This window comes from Blautia acetica (assembly GCF_038739805.1).
In the GTDB taxonomy this organism is placed as follows: Bacteria; Bacillota; Clostridia; order Lachnospirales; family Lachnospiraceae; genus Blautia.
In genome coordinates this window covers 26,339-41,935 of the sequence record NZ_JBBEWO010000007.1, presented here as the reverse complement: position 1 = coordinate 41,935, position 15,597 = coordinate 26,339, and the positions used below count along the sequence as shown (strand labels likewise).

20 protein-coding genes are annotated in these 15,597 nt (G+C 44.7%); 4 read left to right on the top strand and 16 right to left on the bottom strand.

Going from position 1 to position 15,597, the window contains the following annotated elements:
- Positions 1-72: 72 nt before the first annotated feature.
- The 6 genes from WBS51_RS06595 to rbr form a co-directional block, all read right to left on the bottom strand.
- Positions 73-1,296, bottom strand: a complete 1,224-nt coding sequence (locus WBS51_RS06595) for an ABC-2 family transporter permease (protein WP_291683585.1) — start codon at positions 1,294-1,296, stop codon at positions 73-75.
- A complete protein-coding gene (locus WBS51_RS06590; RefSeq protein WP_291683586.1) occupies positions 1,293-2,165 on the bottom strand; it encodes an ABC transporter ATP-binding protein in 873 nt (290 codons plus the stop codon). The genes WBS51_RS06595 and WBS51_RS06590 overlap by 4 nt, the downstream gene beginning before the upstream one ends.
- Positions 2,141-2,851 (bottom strand): hypothetical protein, encoded by a 711-nt coding sequence (locus WBS51_RS06585; RefSeq protein WP_173749699.1) that lies wholly within the window; start codon positions 2,849-2,851, stop codon positions 2,141-2,143. The genes WBS51_RS06590 and WBS51_RS06585 overlap by 25 nt, the downstream gene beginning before the upstream one ends.
- Entirely contained in the window at positions 2,848-3,126 is a 279-nt protein-coding gene (locus WBS51_RS06580) for an RNA polymerase sigma factor (RefSeq protein ID WP_330489602.1), read from the bottom strand. Before WBS51_RS06580 ends, WBS51_RS06585 begins: the two co-directional genes overlap by 4 nt.
- Before the next feature lie 9 nt (positions 3,127-3,135).
- Positions 3,136-3,309, bottom strand: a complete 174-nt coding sequence (locus WBS51_RS06575) for an RNA polymerase sigma factor (RefSeq protein ID WP_330489601.1) — start codon at positions 3,307-3,309, stop codon at positions 3,136-3,138.
- A 100-nt stretch (positions 3,310-3,409) separates the two neighbouring features.
- Positions 3,410-4,012, bottom strand: coding sequence for a rubrerythrin (gene rbr, locus WBS51_RS06570; protein ID WP_173749697.1), 603 nt, complete (start codon positions 4,010-4,012; stop codon positions 3,410-3,412).
- 115 nt (positions 4,013-4,127) lie between these two features.
- Between rbr and WBS51_RS06565 the strand changes: the two genes are divergently transcribed.
- The 3 genes from WBS51_RS06565 (at position 4,128) to WBS51_RS06555 (ending at position 6,207) form a co-directional block, all read left to right on the top strand.
- Complete coding sequence (locus tag WBS51_RS06565) at positions 4,128-4,607, top strand: OB-fold nucleic acid binding domain-containing protein (RefSeq protein WP_173749696.1); 480 nt, start codon at positions 4,128-4,130, stop codon at positions 4,605-4,607.
- Positions 4,608-4,777: 170 nt separating this feature from the next.
- A complete protein-coding gene (locus WBS51_RS06560) occupies positions 4,778-5,260 on the top strand; it encodes an NAD(P)/FAD-dependent oxidoreductase (RefSeq protein WP_342694055.1) in 483 nt (160 codons plus the stop codon).
- Positions 5,248-6,207: an FAD-dependent oxidoreductase gene (locus WBS51_RS06555; protein ID WP_342694054.1), complete on the top strand. Its 960-nt coding sequence runs from the start codon at positions 5,248-5,250 to the stop codon at positions 6,205-6,207. Before WBS51_RS06560 ends, WBS51_RS06555 begins: the two co-directional genes overlap by 13 nt.
- Here WBS51_RS06555 and WBS51_RS06550 read toward each other — a convergent pair.
- From WBS51_RS06550 to WBS51_RS06540, 3 genes are all read right to left on the bottom strand, one after another.
- Positions 6,204-7,268 carry a tyrosine-type recombinase/integrase gene (locus WBS51_RS06550; protein ID WP_291683589.1) on the bottom strand — a complete coding sequence of 355 codons (1,065 nt, stop codon included), beginning with the start codon at positions 7,266-7,268 and terminating at the stop codon, positions 6,204-6,206. The genes WBS51_RS06555 and WBS51_RS06550 overlap by 4 nt on opposite strands.
- A gap of 226 nt (positions 7,269-7,494) precedes the next feature.
- The gene (dtd, locus tag WBS51_RS06545) at positions 7,495-7,947 is read right to left on the bottom strand and encodes a D-aminoacyl-tRNA deacylase (RefSeq protein WP_173749693.1); all 453 of its coding nucleotides are present in this window, start codon (positions 7,945-7,947) and stop codon (positions 7,495-7,497) included.
- Positions 7,944-9,248: an AI-2E family transporter gene (locus tag WBS51_RS06540; RefSeq protein ID WP_173749692.1), complete on the bottom strand. Its 1,305-nt coding sequence runs from the start codon at positions 9,246-9,248 to the stop codon at positions 7,944-7,946. The genes dtd and WBS51_RS06540 overlap by 4 nt, the downstream gene beginning before the upstream one ends.
- Before the next feature lie 154 nt (positions 9,249-9,402).
- Here WBS51_RS06540 and WBS51_RS06535 point away from each other — a divergent pair, with 154 nt between their 5' ends.
- The gene (locus WBS51_RS06535) at positions 9,403-10,134 is read left to right on the top strand and encodes a tRNA lysidine(34) synthetase (RefSeq protein ID WP_173749691.1); all 732 of its coding nucleotides are present in this window, start codon (positions 9,403-9,405) and stop codon (positions 10,132-10,134) included.
- A gap of 85 nt (positions 10,135-10,219) precedes the next feature.
- On the opposite strand, the gene WBS51_RS06530 is transcribed toward WBS51_RS06535, so the two are convergent.
- The 7 genes from WBS51_RS06530 to WBS51_RS06500 all read right to left on the bottom strand — a co-directional run bounded on the left by WBS51_RS06530 (position 10,220) and on the right by WBS51_RS06500 (position 15,592).
- Positions 10,220-10,849, bottom strand: a complete 630-nt coding sequence (locus WBS51_RS06530) for a cytidylate kinase-like family protein (RefSeq protein ID WP_173749690.1) — start codon at positions 10,847-10,849, stop codon at positions 10,220-10,222.
- A 111-nt stretch (positions 10,850-10,960) separates the two neighbouring features.
- On the bottom strand, positions 10,961-11,875 hold the full coding sequence (locus WBS51_RS06525) for an RluA family pseudouridine synthase (RefSeq protein ID WP_173749689.1): 915 nt from the start codon (positions 11,873-11,875) through the stop codon (positions 10,961-10,963).
- Positions 11,872-12,405 (bottom strand): signal peptidase II, encoded by a 534-nt coding sequence (gene lspA, locus WBS51_RS06520; RefSeq protein WP_294460458.1) that lies wholly within the window; start codon positions 12,403-12,405, stop codon positions 11,872-11,874. The genes WBS51_RS06525 and lspA overlap by 4 nt, the downstream gene beginning before the upstream one ends.
- Before the next feature lie 12 nt (positions 12,406-12,417).
- Positions 12,418-13,515: a 3-dehydroquinate synthase gene (gene aroB, locus WBS51_RS06515; protein ID WP_294460456.1), complete on the bottom strand. Its 1,098-nt coding sequence runs from the start codon at positions 13,513-13,515 to the stop codon at positions 12,418-12,420.
- Between the two features lie 20 nt (positions 13,516-13,535).
- Positions 13,536-14,288, bottom strand: coding sequence for a YlmH family RNA-binding protein (locus WBS51_RS06510; protein ID WP_173749686.1), 753 nt, complete (start codon positions 14,286-14,288; stop codon positions 13,536-13,538).
- Between the two features lie 9 nt (positions 14,289-14,297).
- On the bottom strand, positions 14,298-14,876 hold the full coding sequence (locus tag WBS51_RS06505) for a cell division protein SepF (protein ID WP_173749685.1): 579 nt from the start codon (positions 14,874-14,876) through the stop codon (positions 14,298-14,300).
- Between the two features lie 20 nt (positions 14,877-14,896).
- On the bottom strand, positions 14,897-15,592 hold the full coding sequence (locus tag WBS51_RS06500; protein WP_294460452.1) for a YggS family pyridoxal phosphate-dependent enzyme: 696 nt from the start codon (positions 15,590-15,592) through the stop codon (positions 14,897-14,899).
- Between the last annotated feature and the right edge of the window lie 5 nt (positions 15,593-15,597).

The following is a 15,597-nucleotide window of genomic DNA, read 5'->3' as shown; positions in this document are numbered from 1 at the left end:
TCTAGCAAAAGGTATGTAATGATAAATTCAAACCATATTATAGGGCTTTTCCATATCCTGTGCAATAAAAAATTATGCGATTTCATGACGCTGAAAACCTCTGTAGGCCAAAGGCAGCACAGCCGCACAGCATACCACAGAAAAAACCGGAAACATAATATACGGCGGAACGACCAGTCCGGCAAATTCGTATGGTATCATGTGAAAGATATTAAAATAAGCCATACTGTTTGCAGGCAGCAGATGAAACAGACGGAACGCAGAAATGGAGTTCTGGGAAATCTGCACCATCATAGGGAAGATTAAAAATACGGACATCAGTATCATGACGCCGAAAGGCGATTTTAATTTGGCGGAGAGCAGCATGGTCAGTCCTGCCATCAACATACAGCCGCCGAAAAAGCAAAGTCCGCCCAGAAATCCGGCCTGTCCCAGGGTAAGGGGATAAATACACAGCACATCAAAAATCTGGACAGGTGTACTGCTGCCGTCAAAACCAAAGGTGAGCATGCACTGGAAATAGGTCTGTAGCAGAAGCAGAAGGCTGAAGCCTGCGGCAAAGGAAAATCCCGTAAACAGCTTGGCACGAATCAGTTTTCCCTTTCCATATCGGGAAGAAAGCAGAAGCTGGTCTGCGTGGCTGGTGTATTCCCCTGCAAACAGAGGAGAAAGACATATTGCTATGACAAAAGCAGACAGAATCCCTGTACTTTGCATAAGCGTGAGGAAACGTCCATAGCCCTCGGTATTGGAATAGGTAAAGGGTGTCTGCACTTTTTCGGCAGTTTTCAGGGTATGTTCTTTGGCGGTTTGACTCATAGTGGTATTTGCTATAGTATTTTTCAGCAAGGATGCTCTTTTTTCATAAAAATGGTTGGCGTCTCTTTTGGTCAGAGCCGCCATTTCCTCATAAGAAAACTCTTCTCCCGAAGCCCGGTAGACGCGCCCTGCAATGCCGTAGATGGAGCTGTAGGGTCTTGCATAGGTCTCATATTCTTCCAGACCAATGTAGGGGATTTCCGTATTTGGGGGAATCTGTGCATAAGCGTGGGCAGCTTCCAGAAGAAGTGCAGTATCTAAAGTTCGTCCGTTTAAATCCTTTGCATATTGGAGGTCTTTGAAGGTGGCCTCATAATTGGATTCCGAAACTTTTCCGTTTATGTAAGTGCTGCCAAGCAGGGGCCCCCACACGCTCAGTATGGATACCAGAAGGCCGACGGACATGGCCAGAATGGCGGATTTTCGCTTCCATATTTTTCGGTACTCAAATTCTACTAAAGTAAAAAAATGTTTCATAGGGATGCCTCCTCACTGAAATAATAAAGATACAGGTCTTCCAAAGTAGCAGTGACTGCCATGGCGTCTTCGGAAGGCTTTTGGCTGCTTACCAGGCGAAGAAGCACGTTTTCTTCTTCTTGACGGATATTAACGATGGGAAAGGATTTTTCTGTACAGAGTTTTTCTGCATATGCCGGAGGCAGCAGACATTCCCAAACCTTTCCTTCCAACACCTGTAGAATTTTCTGGGGACTGCCCTGATGAAGCAGTTTTCCGTCTTTCATGAGAAATATAGTATCTGCGATATATTCCACATCTGAGACAATATGGGTAGATAAAAGGACAATGCGCTCTCTCCCCAGACGGGAAATGAGATTGCGGAAACGTACCCGTTCTTTTGGGTCTAATCCGGCTGTGGGTTCGTCCAGTACCAGAATGGAAGGATTGTTGAGCATGGCCTGGGCAATACCCAGCCGCTGTTTCATACCGCCGGAGAAGGTTTTGATTTTCCGTTTTGCCTCTTTTTCCAGGGACACTACGGAAAGCAGCTCCAGCGTTTTCTTTTTGGCAGTGGTTCTGGACAGTCCTTTCAGGGAGGCCAGATAAAGCAGAAAGTTTTGTGCGGTAAATTCCGGGTAATACCCGAAATCCTGAGGCAGATAACCGAGTCTGTCCCGGTACGCCTCACTATGTACGTCTGCCTGATTAAAAGTAATGGTACCGCTGGTAGGCTTTAATACTCCGCATATCATGCGCATTAGCGTGGTTTTTCCTGCTCCGTTGGCGCCCAGAAGTCCGTAAACACCGGGAGTCAGCCGCAGACAGATGTTGCTGCAGGCCATTTTTGTTCCATATTGCCTGCTTACTTTATCAAGAATAAGTTCCATGGTGATTCCTCCGTTTTCTTTAAAAAGATAAAAAGCTGCAGAATAGTTGTGGCTGCAGAGAAACATGCTGCAAGCAGCCAGAATATCAGGCGGTTGCTCTGGTAAAAGGCGTCTGTATTTTGAAAGATTCCATTGCTGATACTGACCATGCACGTCACTGCAGCACAGCCGTAGATTCCTTCTGTGCCTCTTAAAATGTTTAAAACCAGGAGGGAAGCGGCACAGGTAAGAAGATAAGGTGTCAGAACATACAAAAGAATCTGCGCTGTATCAAAAGCAGACAGTTTCCCCACGGTAAAAAGTCCCATCAAAAGAACTGGGAAACTGCACAGACCCAGCCAGAACATGCGGGCAAGCAAAACCTGAGAAAGATTGAAACGGCAGCTCATTTCAAGTTCTGCCATTCGGCAGCAGGAAGAGCGAGCCAGTTCGGTTATGCCTATCAGTGCCAGAAAGGGAAGCAAAGAGGGAATAGCCATCCAGTTTTCCCTTGGGGAGACGAAAAATACGGCAAAAAGCAGACAGGAAACGAGCCATGTGCGCTTTCTTATGTAAGGAAGCTGTTGCAGCAAAAATTCTCCAAAGCTTTTTTTCTGCAGGGGAAGATTCCGCAAAAACTCTTCCCGATGAATCGGATTTGGAGGCTCAAAGGCATCTTTTAACGCATATCTTAATTCTTTTTTCACAGAAAATCCTCCTTTCGCAAATGCTGCCTTAATTTATCCAGAGCCTGTCCGGACTTTCGGTAAACCGCAAAGCGGGACAGGCCGGTAATAGCTGAAATCTGTTTCACGGAAAGCTGTTCTGCATAGCGCAGAAGCAGCAGCTCTTGCTCCTGGTATGAGAGTAAACAAAGTGCCTGGCGCACACACAGCTTTAGCTCTGCCCTGTGCAGCAGGACTTCCTCCGTGCCAGCGTTTTCATCCAGAGGGACAAAGGCTTTCCGGCGGAAAGTATCCATGCAGAGATTTCAGGCTATGGTATAGAGATATGCCAGTTCTTTTCCACGTTCCACATAGGTATTCTGAGAGATATATTTCAGAAAACATTCCTGTGTCAGGTCTTCAGCCAGAGCAGCGTTTTGAGTTTTAAAATAGCAGTACCGGTAAATTTTGTCATATTGTTCTTCTATGTCTGCAGACATCTGAAATCCCCCCTTCCTAATGTCTAACGGATTACTCCGGGAAGATGTGCGGTAAAATTAAATTTATTTTACCATAATCTGCAGTTTGTTTTGAAAAATTTTATACCGTCTGATTCACGGCACAGGGCAGCAGTTCCAAACGGATATAATAGCCTCTGTCATGTCCGCATACGGGGCATTTTTCCGGTACCTGCAGTCCGGCATAGATATTTCCGCATTTCAGGCACATCCAGGATGTTTCAATCTCTGACACGAACAGTGTGTTCGATTCCAGCATTTGGGCCAGAAGACGAAACCGCTCTCCGTGGGTTTTCTCGATTTTTCCAATCATATGAAAAGAAGCGGCAATTTCTGCAAATCCTTCTTCCCTTGCTTTTTCCTCAAATGCCTTATACACATCGTCGTGTTCTTCCATTTCGTTCTTTTCCGCAAAGCGCAGAAGTTTTGCCACATCCTGAGAAATATCCACGGGGTAATTGCCGTCAATGGAAATGTTTTTCTCTGCCAGAGCTGTCAGATGTTTATAAAAAATTTCAGCATGTTCCCGTTCCTGATTGGCGGTAAAGGTAAACACTGCTTCCACAACAGCCAGTTGATTCTTTCTGGCTTGTGAGGCTGCCATGGTATAGCGGTTTCTGGCCTGACTCTCTCCGGCAAAAGCCCGCATGAGGTTTTCTTTGGTAATACTGTTTTTTAATTCCATAGTTGTTTTCCTCCTGTTCCTTGTACTAGTATGTCCCGGACAGAGCGAATCCATGCCTGTCTTTGGAAGAACCTTTTTGTGAGAGGTACATAGGATAAAAGAAAAAGGATTTTTTATGGCATACGAAACCTATGGGAAAGTTGTTGGTGTGATACGAAATATCAGCAGGGGCAATTCCTGCTGCAGTTTTCTGGCAACGATACAGACAGAGACGGAAACGGTGAACTTTGTAGTGACCGGAGAAACCATGGTCATCGATCAGGTGCGGCTGAGAAGAGGGATGCGTGTAGCTGCTTTCTACGATACCAGCCTTCCGGCCCCGGCTATTTATCCGCCCCGGTATCAGGCAGAGGTGGTAACGGTTTTGCGGCAGAACCAGGATGCAGCATTGAATTATTTTGACGCAACTCTGACAGCAGAAGACAATTCTCTGAAACTGAATCTGTCTTCTGCAACCCGTATTTCCACTGTAAACGGGCAGCCCTTTACCTGTCATCCGGGAAATCAAGAACTGCTGGTTTATTATACAGCCACTACTTTTAGTATTCCTCCCCAGACCACACCTCAAAGAATCCTTGTTATGTGTCCTTCTTAAGTGCATAAGGAGAAGAACTGGGACTGCTGCAGAATCCATGGTTTTGTGTTCTTTCAGAGTGGGGGATTTTTTCCTGCGGCAGTCTGCAGAACACCCTGGTTTTAGGAAGAATGGTATGAAAAGGAAGAAAACAGGGCATGCTGTAAAGAAAAGGTTATAGGAGAAGCAGCATGAAATCTATTTGGACAAACTCCTGTATATTAAAAAGATGGGAGAATTTAAACAGGGAAATCGAAACAGAAATTGCCGTTATCGGAGGAGGCATAACGGGGATTCTGACCGCGTATCTGCTGCAGAGAGAGGGCAGGAGAGCAGTAGTGTTGGAGAGATACTTTATTGGCAGCGGCCAGACCCAAAATACTACGGCAAAAATCACATCCCAGCATGGGCTGTGTTATGCAGGTCTTATAAAGAAATATGGAATAGAGAAGGCCAGACAGTATGGATTTGCCAACGAAGAGGCGCGAAAGGAGTATGAGCGTCTGATAGAAAAGGAACAGATAGCCTGTGATTTTGAAACAACTTCTTCTTATGTGTACGGAAGGAGCGCCCGGGGATTGGAAGAAGAGGCGAGGGCAGCAGGCAGTCTGGGGCTTCCCGCAGGTCTTCGCAGGGAAGGGCTGACCCTGCCGTTTCCTGTATGGGGGCGGTAGAATTTCACAATCAGGCTCAGTTTCATCCTCTGAAATTTCTTTCTTCTCTGGCAGAGCAGGTACAGGTGTATGAAAACACTCCGGTAGAGCGCGTCAGAGAGAACGTACTGTTCACTCCGGAGGGAAGGGTAAAAGCGGAAAAAATTGTTTTTGCCTGTCATTTTCCTTTCGTAAACTTTCCGGGGCTGTATTTTGCAAAAATGCACCAGGAGCGTTCCTATGTAGTAGCCCTGGAAAATGCCATGGAAGTAAACGGTATGTATATCGGTGCAGAAAAGCGGGATTTCTCTTTTCGCAGTTATGGGCCGTATCTGCTGTTGGGAGGAGAGGGACACCGCTGTGGAGACAAGACAGGACAAGCGGCAAGATATGAGAAATTGAGGGAAAAGGCGGCCCGGTGGTTTCCCGAAAGCCGGGAAGCGTGCTGTTGGTCAGCCCAGGACTGCGTTACCGCGGATTCTGTGCCTTTTATCGGCAGATTTTCCGGCAGCAGGCAGAACTGGTATGTGGCTACAGGCTTTCAGAAATGGGGCATGACAACAGCTATGACGGCAGCCATGCTCATTCGTGACGATATCTGCGGATTTACCAATCCCAATAGGGAAGTTTTCCGGCCCGGGAGATTACCTGTAAAGGATTTGGACTTTTTTCTTTCTGATGGCGTCCGTTCTGTAAAGGAACTGGCAAAACCGTTTTTTTACGACCCGCAAAAGACAGCCCGGGATATTCTGCCGGGACATGGCGGCATTGTCACCTATAAGGGGCGAAAAATAGGTATTTATAAAGATGAACAGCAGAATATCCATGGGGTTGAAATCCGTTGTCCCCATCTTGGCTGTCAGCTTTCCTGGAATCCGGATGAGAAAAGCTGGGACTGTCCCTGTCACGGTTCACGATTTGATTATGAAGGAAAACTGTTAAACGGTCCGGCGCAAAGCGGTCTTTAATCCTGCTTTTCCCGCAGCACCACGGCTTTGGAGGCAGAACGCCTCCGTTCATCGCTTAATTTGGCATAGTGCTTTTTCGTGGTATTGACATCAGAGTGTCCCAAAACGTCTGCCACCAGATAAATATCCCCGGTTTCCCGATACAGAGCCGTACCGTAGGTGCTTCGCAGCTTATGGGGAGTAATCGTTTTGACAGAAATGGCAGAAGCGTACTTTTTCACCATTTTTTCCACGGCATCCACGCTGATACGTTTGCGCTGGCCGGAGAGGAAAAGTGCTTCTTCATGCCCGGCGACCGGGGTAATGGCAGTTCTGGAGATTTCCAGATAATCTTTCAGAGCCTGTTCCACCTCTGTACCGAAGTAGACAATCATTTCATTTCCTCCTTTTCGCAGAATCCGGATGCCATTATTTTTGAAATCTACATCACCTATATTCAGTCCCACCAGTTCGGAAACACGAACACCTGTTCCGAGCAGGAGAGTAATCATGGCAATGTCGCGGTACTTTTGCTTGTTATAGTGATAAAGCTGTACGCCGGTCAGTTGATTTCCATAATTTTCAATATGGTCCAGAAGATTGGCCACCTCATCGGGATCTAACTGAATAATGGCTTTTTCCTTGATTCTGGGCATATCCACAAGGCGGACAGGATTAGACTGTAAAAGCTGGCGTTTGCACAGATAATCATAAAAACTGCGCAGACAGGACATTTTTCTGGCAATTCCTGTACGGGAGTTGGTTTCCAGTTTGTTGTCCGGGGTTTTGTAGGCCTTTAAATATTCCTCAAATTCTTCAAAATCCACAGGTTGTAAAAGGGATAAATCCTGGATAGAAATATCAGTCATGGGTTTTTCTTTTAAAGCAGGATTTGTAAGCTGCAGAAAACGAAAAAACACACGCAAATCGTATGCATAAGACAAACGGGTTTTGTCAGAGGTCGTGGGTTCCTTGGCGCGGAAATAATCCTTGACGTATGGAGGAAGTTCCATAAGGAATTCACGAAGTTTTACGGTATTTTCAATTTTTTCCTGTTCACGGTATGTAATTGGCTTTGCCATAAGAAAACCTCCAAAATGATTGTTTTGAGAGTAGTTTATCACAAATAAAGGAAAAAAGCTATAGTTTTTCGGTTAAATCTGTATTTGTCCGCTAAACTATTTTCAGAAGAAACAACTACTCTTGTGTATCTAAATTCATAGAATACATAACATATTTATGGTAAACTTAATAAAGCAAAAAAATAATAAGCACTCTTTCACGGAGCACCTATTATTTTTGTCATTTTTATCTCGCAAACGTATTTTCATCTAAAAGAATGGTAAACGGTCCGTCATTAATCAGGGAAACCTTCATGTACGCTCCGAATTTTCCGGTTTTGACTACCGGAACGCTTTCTTTGACTTTTTCAACCATGTATTCATACAGAGCCTCTGCCTCTTGGGGATTTCCTGCGTCAAAGAAACTGGGCCGATTGCCTTTTTTGCAGTTGGCATACAGGGTAAACTGTGATACCAACAGAATTTCTCCGTTTACATCTGCCAGGGAAAGGTTTGTCTTACCCTCCTCATCTGCAAAGATACGCAGATTTATCATTTTCTTTACATACTGGTCAACGGTTTCTCTGGTGTCTTCTTTTCCAATGCCCACCAGCACCAGAAAGCCTTTGTTGATAGATGAAATGCAGTTTCCCTCTGTTTCTACAGAAGCGCTGCTTACCTTTTGTATAACAAGTTTCATAAATGTGTATCCTCACTTTCATTTTCTTTACTGCTGTTCTGCTCTGAATTTTTGTTTTGGGAAAATTCTACCGGCTGCAGGGTTTTTGGGTCAATATACTGAAGGTTTTCATACATTTTCTCGTCTGTTGGCATAGATTTTTTTCGTAACTCATGGTCGCGGAAATGCCTTACACCTGCTACCATAACAGCCCACAGAGGAACCCCGATAATCATGCCGGGAATTCCCATAAGCCCGCCGAACAGCAAAATAGCAACAATCACCATGAAGCTGGAAAGTCCCGTGGAATTTCCCAGAATTTTCGGTCCCAGAATGTTGCCGTCAAATTGCTGTAAAACCAGAATAAAAATCAGGAAATACAGACACTGCACCGGGTTTACCATAAGGATGATAAAGGCGCTGGGGATGGCACCAAGATAAGGTCCGAAAAAGGGAATCACATTGGTGACGCCTACAATAACGCTGACCAGGAGTTTGTAAGGGGTTCCAATCATGGAGGTGCCAATATAGCACAGAATCCCGATAATGAGGGAATCCACAATTTTGCCGCTGATAAAACCGCCAAAGGTTTTGTGGGTAAAACGAAAGGCTCTGATAATACTGTTGGCGCGTTCTGTATCGAACCATGCATACACCAGCATTTTAGACTGGGTAACAAACGCTTCTTTTCCGGCCATCAGGTACACGGAAATAATCAGACCGATTAACAGGTTTTTGATAAAGACCAAAGTTCCGAACACCCCTGTGGTCAGGGACTGCAGAACCGCCTTTGCCTGCGGCAGCACTTCAACATTTAAAAAGGCTTCCACTTTGGGAGAATAACGGTTCAGATAGTCAAAGACAATGGTCTTCCACTCCGGATTGTCCTTTAAAAGGGCTTCCAGCCAATGCCGGATATTCTGGACATATCTTGGCGAATCGTTAATAATACTGATAATACTGTCCAGAATACTTGGTACAATCATGGACAAAAGAGAATAGATAATCAGCAGGGCAAAAAGCAGTGACGTACTGATACACAGATATCGAACCATTTTTTTGTGCCCCGGCTCCAAAGTCATCTTCTTTTTCTCTGTAAAATACCGAAAGATTTTCCTCTCCTGAAAATTCAGCACGGGAATTAGAAGATAGGCAATCACTGCGCCGCAGATAACGGGCATCATAATGCTTATAAATCTTCGGATTCCGTTAAACAGCACATGCATACGGAAAATGACAAAATAAAACAACAGGCTGGCACAGATTACTGCAAAAGCTGTCATTCCCCAGTACAGATATTTTTTGTTCCAACGAAATTTCATGTTGGGCCTCCGTTCTTTTTTTGAATTCTTCGCTAGGAAACAGTATATCATGAATTTTCCCGCCTGTGGGGAAAACTGCAAAAAAATGTTTCTTTTTTTCAGTATTTGTGCTATGATTCAGAAGACTTATACAAATTGGAAAGGACTGTGTTGTATGAAATTACAGAAATTATTGAGTCTTACCAGAAAGGCGGTAGACGAATTTCAGCTGATAGAGGAAGGGGATAAAATTGCCGTGGGAGTTTCCGGCGGGAAAGACAGTCTGTCTATGCTCTATGCCCTTCATGGACTGATGCGCTTCTATCCAAAAGCTTTTACCATAGAGGTCATTACAGTAGATTTGGGACATCCTGATTTTTCCCTGGATAAGATTGAAAATCTGTGCAAAGAATTAGATGTGCCCTTTCATGTTGTAAAAACAGATATTGCGCCTATTATTTTTGAGGAAAGAAAAGAAAGCAATCCCTGTTCTCTTTGTGCTAAAATGAGAAAAGGCGCTTTGAACACAGAAGCCAAGCGGCTGGGCTGCAATAAAATTGCTTACGCTCATCACAAGGATGATGTGATAGAAACCATGCTGCTCTCTCTCATTTACGAAGGCAGATTTCATACGTTTGCCCCGAAAACCTATCTGGACCGTATGGATTTAACCGTCATCCGCCCTCTTCTGTTCGTTAATGAGGCTGATGTGATTGGATTTAAAAACATGTATCATCTGGAAATTGAGAAAAGCCCCTGCCCTGTGGACGGCTATACCAAGCGGCAGTATGCCAAGGAACTGCTGGCCAGCTTAAACCGGGAAAATCCAGGTGCCAAGGAAAGGATGTTTACTGCTATTTTGAACAGTAATATCAATGGGTGGCATGCGGTAAATAATCATAAGTAAGAGGATGCCAAATAAAAACCCGTCAATAAACAACGGTAAAAAAGGTTGTTTATTGACGGGTTAGTTCTGGTATTTTACTCAAACACTAGAAGCTCCGCCTTTTGATTTCCAGCATTTTCTTAATCATTTCCACACAGCCGTCAATTCCCAGAACGGAACTGTTCAGGCAGAGGTCATAGCTGTCTGCGTCCGCCCATTTCTTGCTGGTATAATAATTATAATAGCTGGCTCTCTGTTTGTCCGTTTTATGGATTCGGTCCTTGGCCGCAGCATCGGTAAGCTGATATTTGTCTGCGATACGGCGAATTCGTTTGTCCATATCTCCGTGGATAAAAACGCTGAATGCACCGTTAAAGTCTGCCAGAGCATAGTCTGCACAGCGTCCGACCATAACGCAGGATTCCTCTTCTGCCAGCTTTTTGATGGTGTCAAACTGAGCCAGGAATACCTTGTGGTTAATGGGCATATCTGCGAATGCTGCGGAAGAATAACCAAAAGAATACGTATCCATAACTAAGGAATATAAAAAGCTGTTAGTCGGCTTTTCATCATGGTGCTCAAATAATTCCTGACAGATACCACTGTCTTTGGCTGCACGGTCCAACAGCTCTTTATCATAGCACTTGATACCTAAATCCTGTGCCAGTTTCATACCGATTTCCCGTCCCCCGCTTCCATATTGACGTCCGATTGTTATAACTGTAGTTGCTGCCATAACCATACACTCCTCTCTTGAAAATTCTTATGTTATATCCATTATAATCTATTTTTGTGAAAATGTATATAAAATTAGAAAATTTTCTTGGAGATATCGTCACAATTTTATTTATCTTAACTTTTTCAGCAAATTCTCAAAATACTCCGGCAAAGGCGCTTTAAATTCCATATATTCTCCGGTTACCGGATGTTGGAAACCAAGCACCATGGCGTGAAGTGTCTGCCCGGTAAGTCCCCCGTAAGGACATTTTTTAGGTCCGTACAGCATATCTCCCAAAAGGGGATGTCCAATGCTGCTCATGTGTACGCGAATCTGATGGGTGCGGCCAGTTTCCAGCTGACACTCTACATAGGTGAAACTGCCGAAACGTTCCAGTACCCGGTAATGGGTTACTGCCGGTTTTCCGTTTCTTACATGCACCGCCATTTTTTTTCGTTCTACCGGGTGTCTCCCGATATCTCCTTCAATGGTACCCTGGTCCTCTTTTAAATTTCCGTGAACAATGGCCCGGTACTTCCGGGTAATGCTGTGTACCTTCAGTTGTTGGGCCAGGCTCTGGTGAGCCAGGTCGGTCTTACACACCACCAGGGCACCTGTTGTGTCCATATCGATGCGGTGGACAATTCCCGGACGCAGAACTCCGTTAATGCCCGAAAGGCGGTCTTTGCAGTGGAACATCAGGGCATTGACCAGCGTTCCCGTATAGTGTCCGGCGCTTGGGTGTACCACCATGCCTTTGGGTTTGTTTACCACCAGAACCTGTTCATCTTCATAGAGAATATCCAGAGGGATGTCTTCTGCCAGAATATCCGGTTCCTGACTGTCCGGCACCTGTACGGTGATTTCATCGTCCTCTGCCAGTTTATAACTGGCTTTCACCGGCTTTTGTCCCACGGTTACATTCCCTTCTTTCAGCTGTTTCTGTAAAAAAGAGCGGGAGTAATCATTCATTACTTCCGCCAGATATTTGTCAATCCGTTCTCCTTCATAAGCGGCCTCAGCCTGTAAACAAATCTGTTTCATGATTCCTGCTCCTGCTGTTTGGGGGATTTCCATTTTAAAAACTGAAAATCTTCGTCTTTATAGTAAAATAAAACCAAAAGGAATAAAAGCACCATACTGACAGTAACATAGATATCCGCTATATTAAATACCGGAAAATCAATGGGGGAAAAATAGATAAAATCTACCACATAGTTCAGACGCAGACGGTCTGCCAGGTTCCCGATTCCTCCGGCTGTGATAAGAAAACACAGTATTTTTAAAGGCAGAAAATGTTTGCCTTCCGGCAGCTTCCACAGCACATAACAAACACCAATCAGAATCAGGGATGTGAGCAGTACCAGGAAAACCTTTTGATTCTGAAACATACCAAAGGCAGCACCGCGGTTTTCCAGATAATGCAGGTACAGCACATTGGGAATTAAAGCAATGTCTGCCTGGTCTTTTAAGTGCTTTACTGCCAGAAATTTTGTCCATTGGTCAAGTCCCGTAAGGGCAGCGGCAGACACAGCCAGTTCCAGAAAGGATTGTATTTGTCGTTTTTGTTCCATAGATTCCTCCTTTTAATCTGCAGCCAGTACAGCGTGAATACCGGACAGCAAATCCCTATCTGTTAGGGTTCTGTCCACCACAGCATTTCCCCAGCCCTTCAGCAGGATAAATTTCACAGCCTTTCCATCCATTTTTTTATCGGATTTGGTAGTCTGCAAAATGTCCTCAGGAGACAGCCCGGTTGTCTCTACAGGCAGATGAAAGGCCTCTAGCTGCCGCAGAACGTCTTTGTAATCTTCCTCTGTAATCCAGCCCTTTTGCATAGACAAAAAGGCGGATGCAGCGCAGCCTACGGCTACACAGGCTCCGTGGGACATGGTGAAGTTTTTCAGTTTTTCTATTGCATGGCCGATGGTGTGTCCCATATTTAAGACGGCTCGTTCTCCCTGTTCGGTGGGGTCTTTTTCTACTACTGTTTTTTTAATCAGACAGCTTCGGTAAATCATTTCCAGACAGGTCGATTCCTCTCTTTCCAGGATGGCTTCCCTGTTGCAGGACAGCCATGTGCTGTAACCTTTATCACGGATAAGTCCGTGTTTAATGACTTCGCCCATACCGCTTGCAAATTCTGCATCGGGCAGGGTTTTCAGCACGGCTCCGTTGGTATAGACCAATAAAGGCTGATGAAAGGCGCCTACCATATTTTTGTATTGCCTGAAATCCACTCCTGTTTTTCCTCCGATACTGCTGTCTACCTGGGAAAGAAGGGTTGTGGGAATCTGTATAAAATCAATGCCCCGCAGATAAGTGGCGGCTGCAAATCCGGTCATGTCTCCCGTGACACCGCCGCCCAGGGCTGCCAGCATATCGTTTCGGTCGAAATGTTCCTGAATCAGATGTTCATAGATTCCCTGAATCTGGTCCAGATTCTTGTTGGATTCTCCTGCAGGCAGAATATAAGCAGTTACTTTCATACCGCATTTTCCCAGTTCTTTTGTGACTGTATCCAGATATAAGGGTGCTACATGGCTGTCCGAAACCACGCAAATACGGCGGCTTTTTTTGGAAAGAGAGAGAACTTCCTCGGAAAGGGAAGAAAAATCTTTTCGGAATACAATAGGGTAGTGAAACGTACCCTCTCGCTGCACCAGTATACGTTCTTCTGTCATAGCGGCTAGACCTCCTTTTCTTAACAGTATTTGTACAGGACCACATGGTAACGGTCCTTTTTTGTTTTGTTGGTTACAGTGCCGAATTGGAATTTGCCTTTTCCCCGGACAGAAATAATATCTCCGTCTTTCAGGGCATATCCGTTGGACACCACATTCCTGCCATTGACAAAGACTTTGCCCCCTTCAATGAAAGGCAGCATACTGCTTCTGGAAGTCCCAAAAGCCAGGGCAATGATACTGTCCAGACGGGGAGAAGCTACCGTACCGGAAAGCTCTTCTCTTCTGGGAACAGGAAAGTCCGTGATTTCTGTAATGCGCTCTGCTTTTACGGATGTGTGGCGGATACGGCAGATTTCCTCTATGAGAAAGTCACACATAGAGGTGTGGCAGAATACACAAGCGCTTTCCGCCTCCATGAGAATATCTCCGATTTTACTCCGGTCAATGCCCAGATTCAGAATGGCTCCCAGATAGTCCCGGTGTGTCAGTTTGTCCGAAAATTTTCGGTTTAAGGGCTGGATTCGGAGACAGGACAGAGGATAATCTTCTTCACAACAAAAAGCATCAGGGACAAAGGCTGCCATCTGACGCTCTGCTGTTTCATAACCGCCCCAGAGTTTTACGGAAACACCTGTATCTTTCAGGGAAAGACTCTGAAGCATAGTCTGTTCATTTAAGTCGAGAAAGTCGGAGAAAGTAAGAATGCCTCTGTAATAGGCCTTCTTACTAAGCTCTGTCATACGCTTTTTGAATAATACATCTTTTTCCATAAACGCTCTTTAAATCCCTTCGTACATGGAACCGCCGGTAATGTCATTCAAAAACTCCTGGGAATCTCCGGTAATATCCACACCTTCTGGTGTCAGAATGAAGATGTAGGAAGAAACCTTACGGATACTTCCGTTGATGGAATAACTTGCACCGGAAGTAAAGTCAATGATATGCTGGGCCAAATTGATATCCAGTCCCTCTAAATTTAAGATTACGGTGCAGCTGTCTAAAAGCGCGTCCACAATCTCAGTAGAGTCATCAAACTGCTTTGGTTTAATTACGCACACTTCGTTGGAAGGCATTTTCTTTTTCACATTATACATAGGCGTCACCTTACTGGAAGAAGAGGCTGGCTGTTTCTGAGGCTTTGGAGCCTTTGCGGCAGCAGTCTGCTTCTCTGCTTTTTTATGGCTTTTTACAGAAGATAAATCATCGTCGTAGTCATCAAGGTCTTCATCCAGCTTTTTAAAGAATCTCTTTTTGGGCTTTTCATCTTCAAAATCGTCATCTACATCATCTAAAAAGTCGTCATCATCAAAATCCTCATTTACCTTTACTGCGTCCAAAAATTTATCTAAGATATTCATAATATCAATCTCCAATCTTTCTATATACTGTAATCTCTTTCTCCGAAGATGCCGGTTCCTACACGGACGTGGGTGGCTCCTTCTTCGATGGCGACTTCATAATCACCGGTCATGCCCATGCTCAGGACACTCATAGTAACATTATCAATATTTTTCTGTGCAATGTCAACACTTAATTTTCTTAAATTTCTGAAAAATATCCGATTATCTTCCGGATTTTGAGTATAAGGAGCAATCGTCATCAATCCTTTTATCTGGATATGGGGCAACTTTGCAATTTTCTGTGCAAGAGAAAGTGTTTCCCCTGGGGTAATTCCGAATTTGCTCTCTTCTCCCGCTGCGTTGACTTCCAGAAGGATGGAGACCGTGACCTGTTTCTTTCCCGCTTCTTTGCTGATTTCCTCTGCCAGACGCAGGGAATCCACGGAGTGTATGAGGCAGGCCTTGTCTACTACATATTTTACTTTGTTTCGCTGCAGATGTCCAATCATGTGCCAGTGTATTTCAGGAGAAAGACTTTCTGCTTTGGCAGTCAGTTCCTGCACTTTATTTTCTCCGAAATCCCGGACACCCAGAGGCAGGAGTTCCTCTATCATGGACATGGGTTTTGTCTTGCTTACGGCAATCAGCGTAACCTCTTTTGGGTCTCTGCCGGCTCTTTTGCATGCCTGTATTACTTTTTCTTCTACGTTTTTATAATTCTCACAGACACTCATAGTTC

Coding starts and splice junctions, on each gene's coding strand:
- WBS51_RS06560 (WP_342694055.1), top strand. CDS start 4,778: ATGAAATCTATTTGGACAAACTCCTGTATATTAAAAAGATGGGAGAAT.
- dtd (WP_173749693.1), bottom strand. CDS start 7,947: ATGAAACTTGTTATACAAAAGGTAAGCAGCGCTTCTGTAGAAACAGAG.
- WBS51_RS06555 (WP_342694054.1), top strand. CDS start 5,248: ATGGGGGCGGTAGAATTTCACAATCAGGCTCAGTTTCATCCTCTGAAA.
- WBS51_RS06530 (WP_173749690.1), bottom strand. CDS start 10,849: ATGGCAGCAACTACAGTTATAACAATCGGACGTCAATATGGAAGCGGG.
- WBS51_RS06535 (WP_173749691.1), top strand. CDS start 9,403: ATGAAATTACAGAAATTATTGAGTCTTACCAGAAAGGCGGTAGACGAA.
- WBS51_RS06510 (WP_173749686.1), bottom strand. CDS start 14,288: ATGGAAAAAGATGTATTATTCAAAAAGCGTATGACAGAGCTTAGTAAG.
- rbr (WP_173749697.1), bottom strand. CDS start 4,012: ATGGAATTAAAAAACAGTATTACCAAAGAAAACCTCATGCGGGCTTTT.
- lspA (WP_294460458.1), bottom strand. CDS start 12,405: ATGGAACAAAAACGACAAATACAATCCTTTCTGGAACTGGCTGTGTCT.
- WBS51_RS06540 (WP_173749692.1), bottom strand. CDS start 9,248: ATGAAATTTCGTTGGAACAAAAAATATCTGTACTGGGGAATGACAGCT.
- WBS51_RS06550 (WP_291683589.1), bottom strand. CDS start 7,268: ATGGCAAAGCCAATTACATACCGTGAACAGGAAAAAATTGAAAATACC.
- WBS51_RS06525 (WP_173749689.1), bottom strand. CDS start 11,875: ATGAAACAGATTTGTTTACAGGCTGAGGCCGCTTATGAAGGAGAACGG.
- WBS51_RS06590 (WP_291683586.1), bottom strand. CDS start 2,165: ATGGAACTTATTCTTGATAAAGTAAGCAGGCAATATGGAACAAAAATG.
- WBS51_RS06505 (WP_173749685.1), bottom strand. CDS start 14,876: ATGAATATCTTAGATAAATTTTTGGACGCAGTAAAGGTAAATGAGGAT.
- WBS51_RS06500 (WP_294460452.1), bottom strand. CDS start 15,592: ATGAGTGTCTGTGAGAATTATAAAAACGTAGAAGAAAAAGTAATACAG.
- WBS51_RS06575 (WP_330489601.1), bottom strand. CDS start 3,309: ATGTCTGCAGACATAGAAGAACAATATGACAAAATTTACCGGTACTGC.
- WBS51_RS06595 (WP_291683585.1), bottom strand. CDS start 1,296: ATGAAACATTTTTTTACTTTAGTAGAATTTGAGTACCGAAAAATATGG.
- WBS51_RS06565 (WP_173749696.1), top strand. CDS start 4,128: ATGGCATACGAAACCTATGGGAAAGTTGTTGGTGTGATACGAAATATC.
- aroB (WP_294460456.1), bottom strand. CDS start 13,515: ATGACAGAAGAACGTATACTGGTGCAGCGAGAGGGTACGTTTCACTAC.
- WBS51_RS06580 (WP_330489602.1), bottom strand. CDS start 3,126: ATGGATACTTTCCGCCGGAAAGCCTTTGTCCCTCTGGATGAAAACGCT.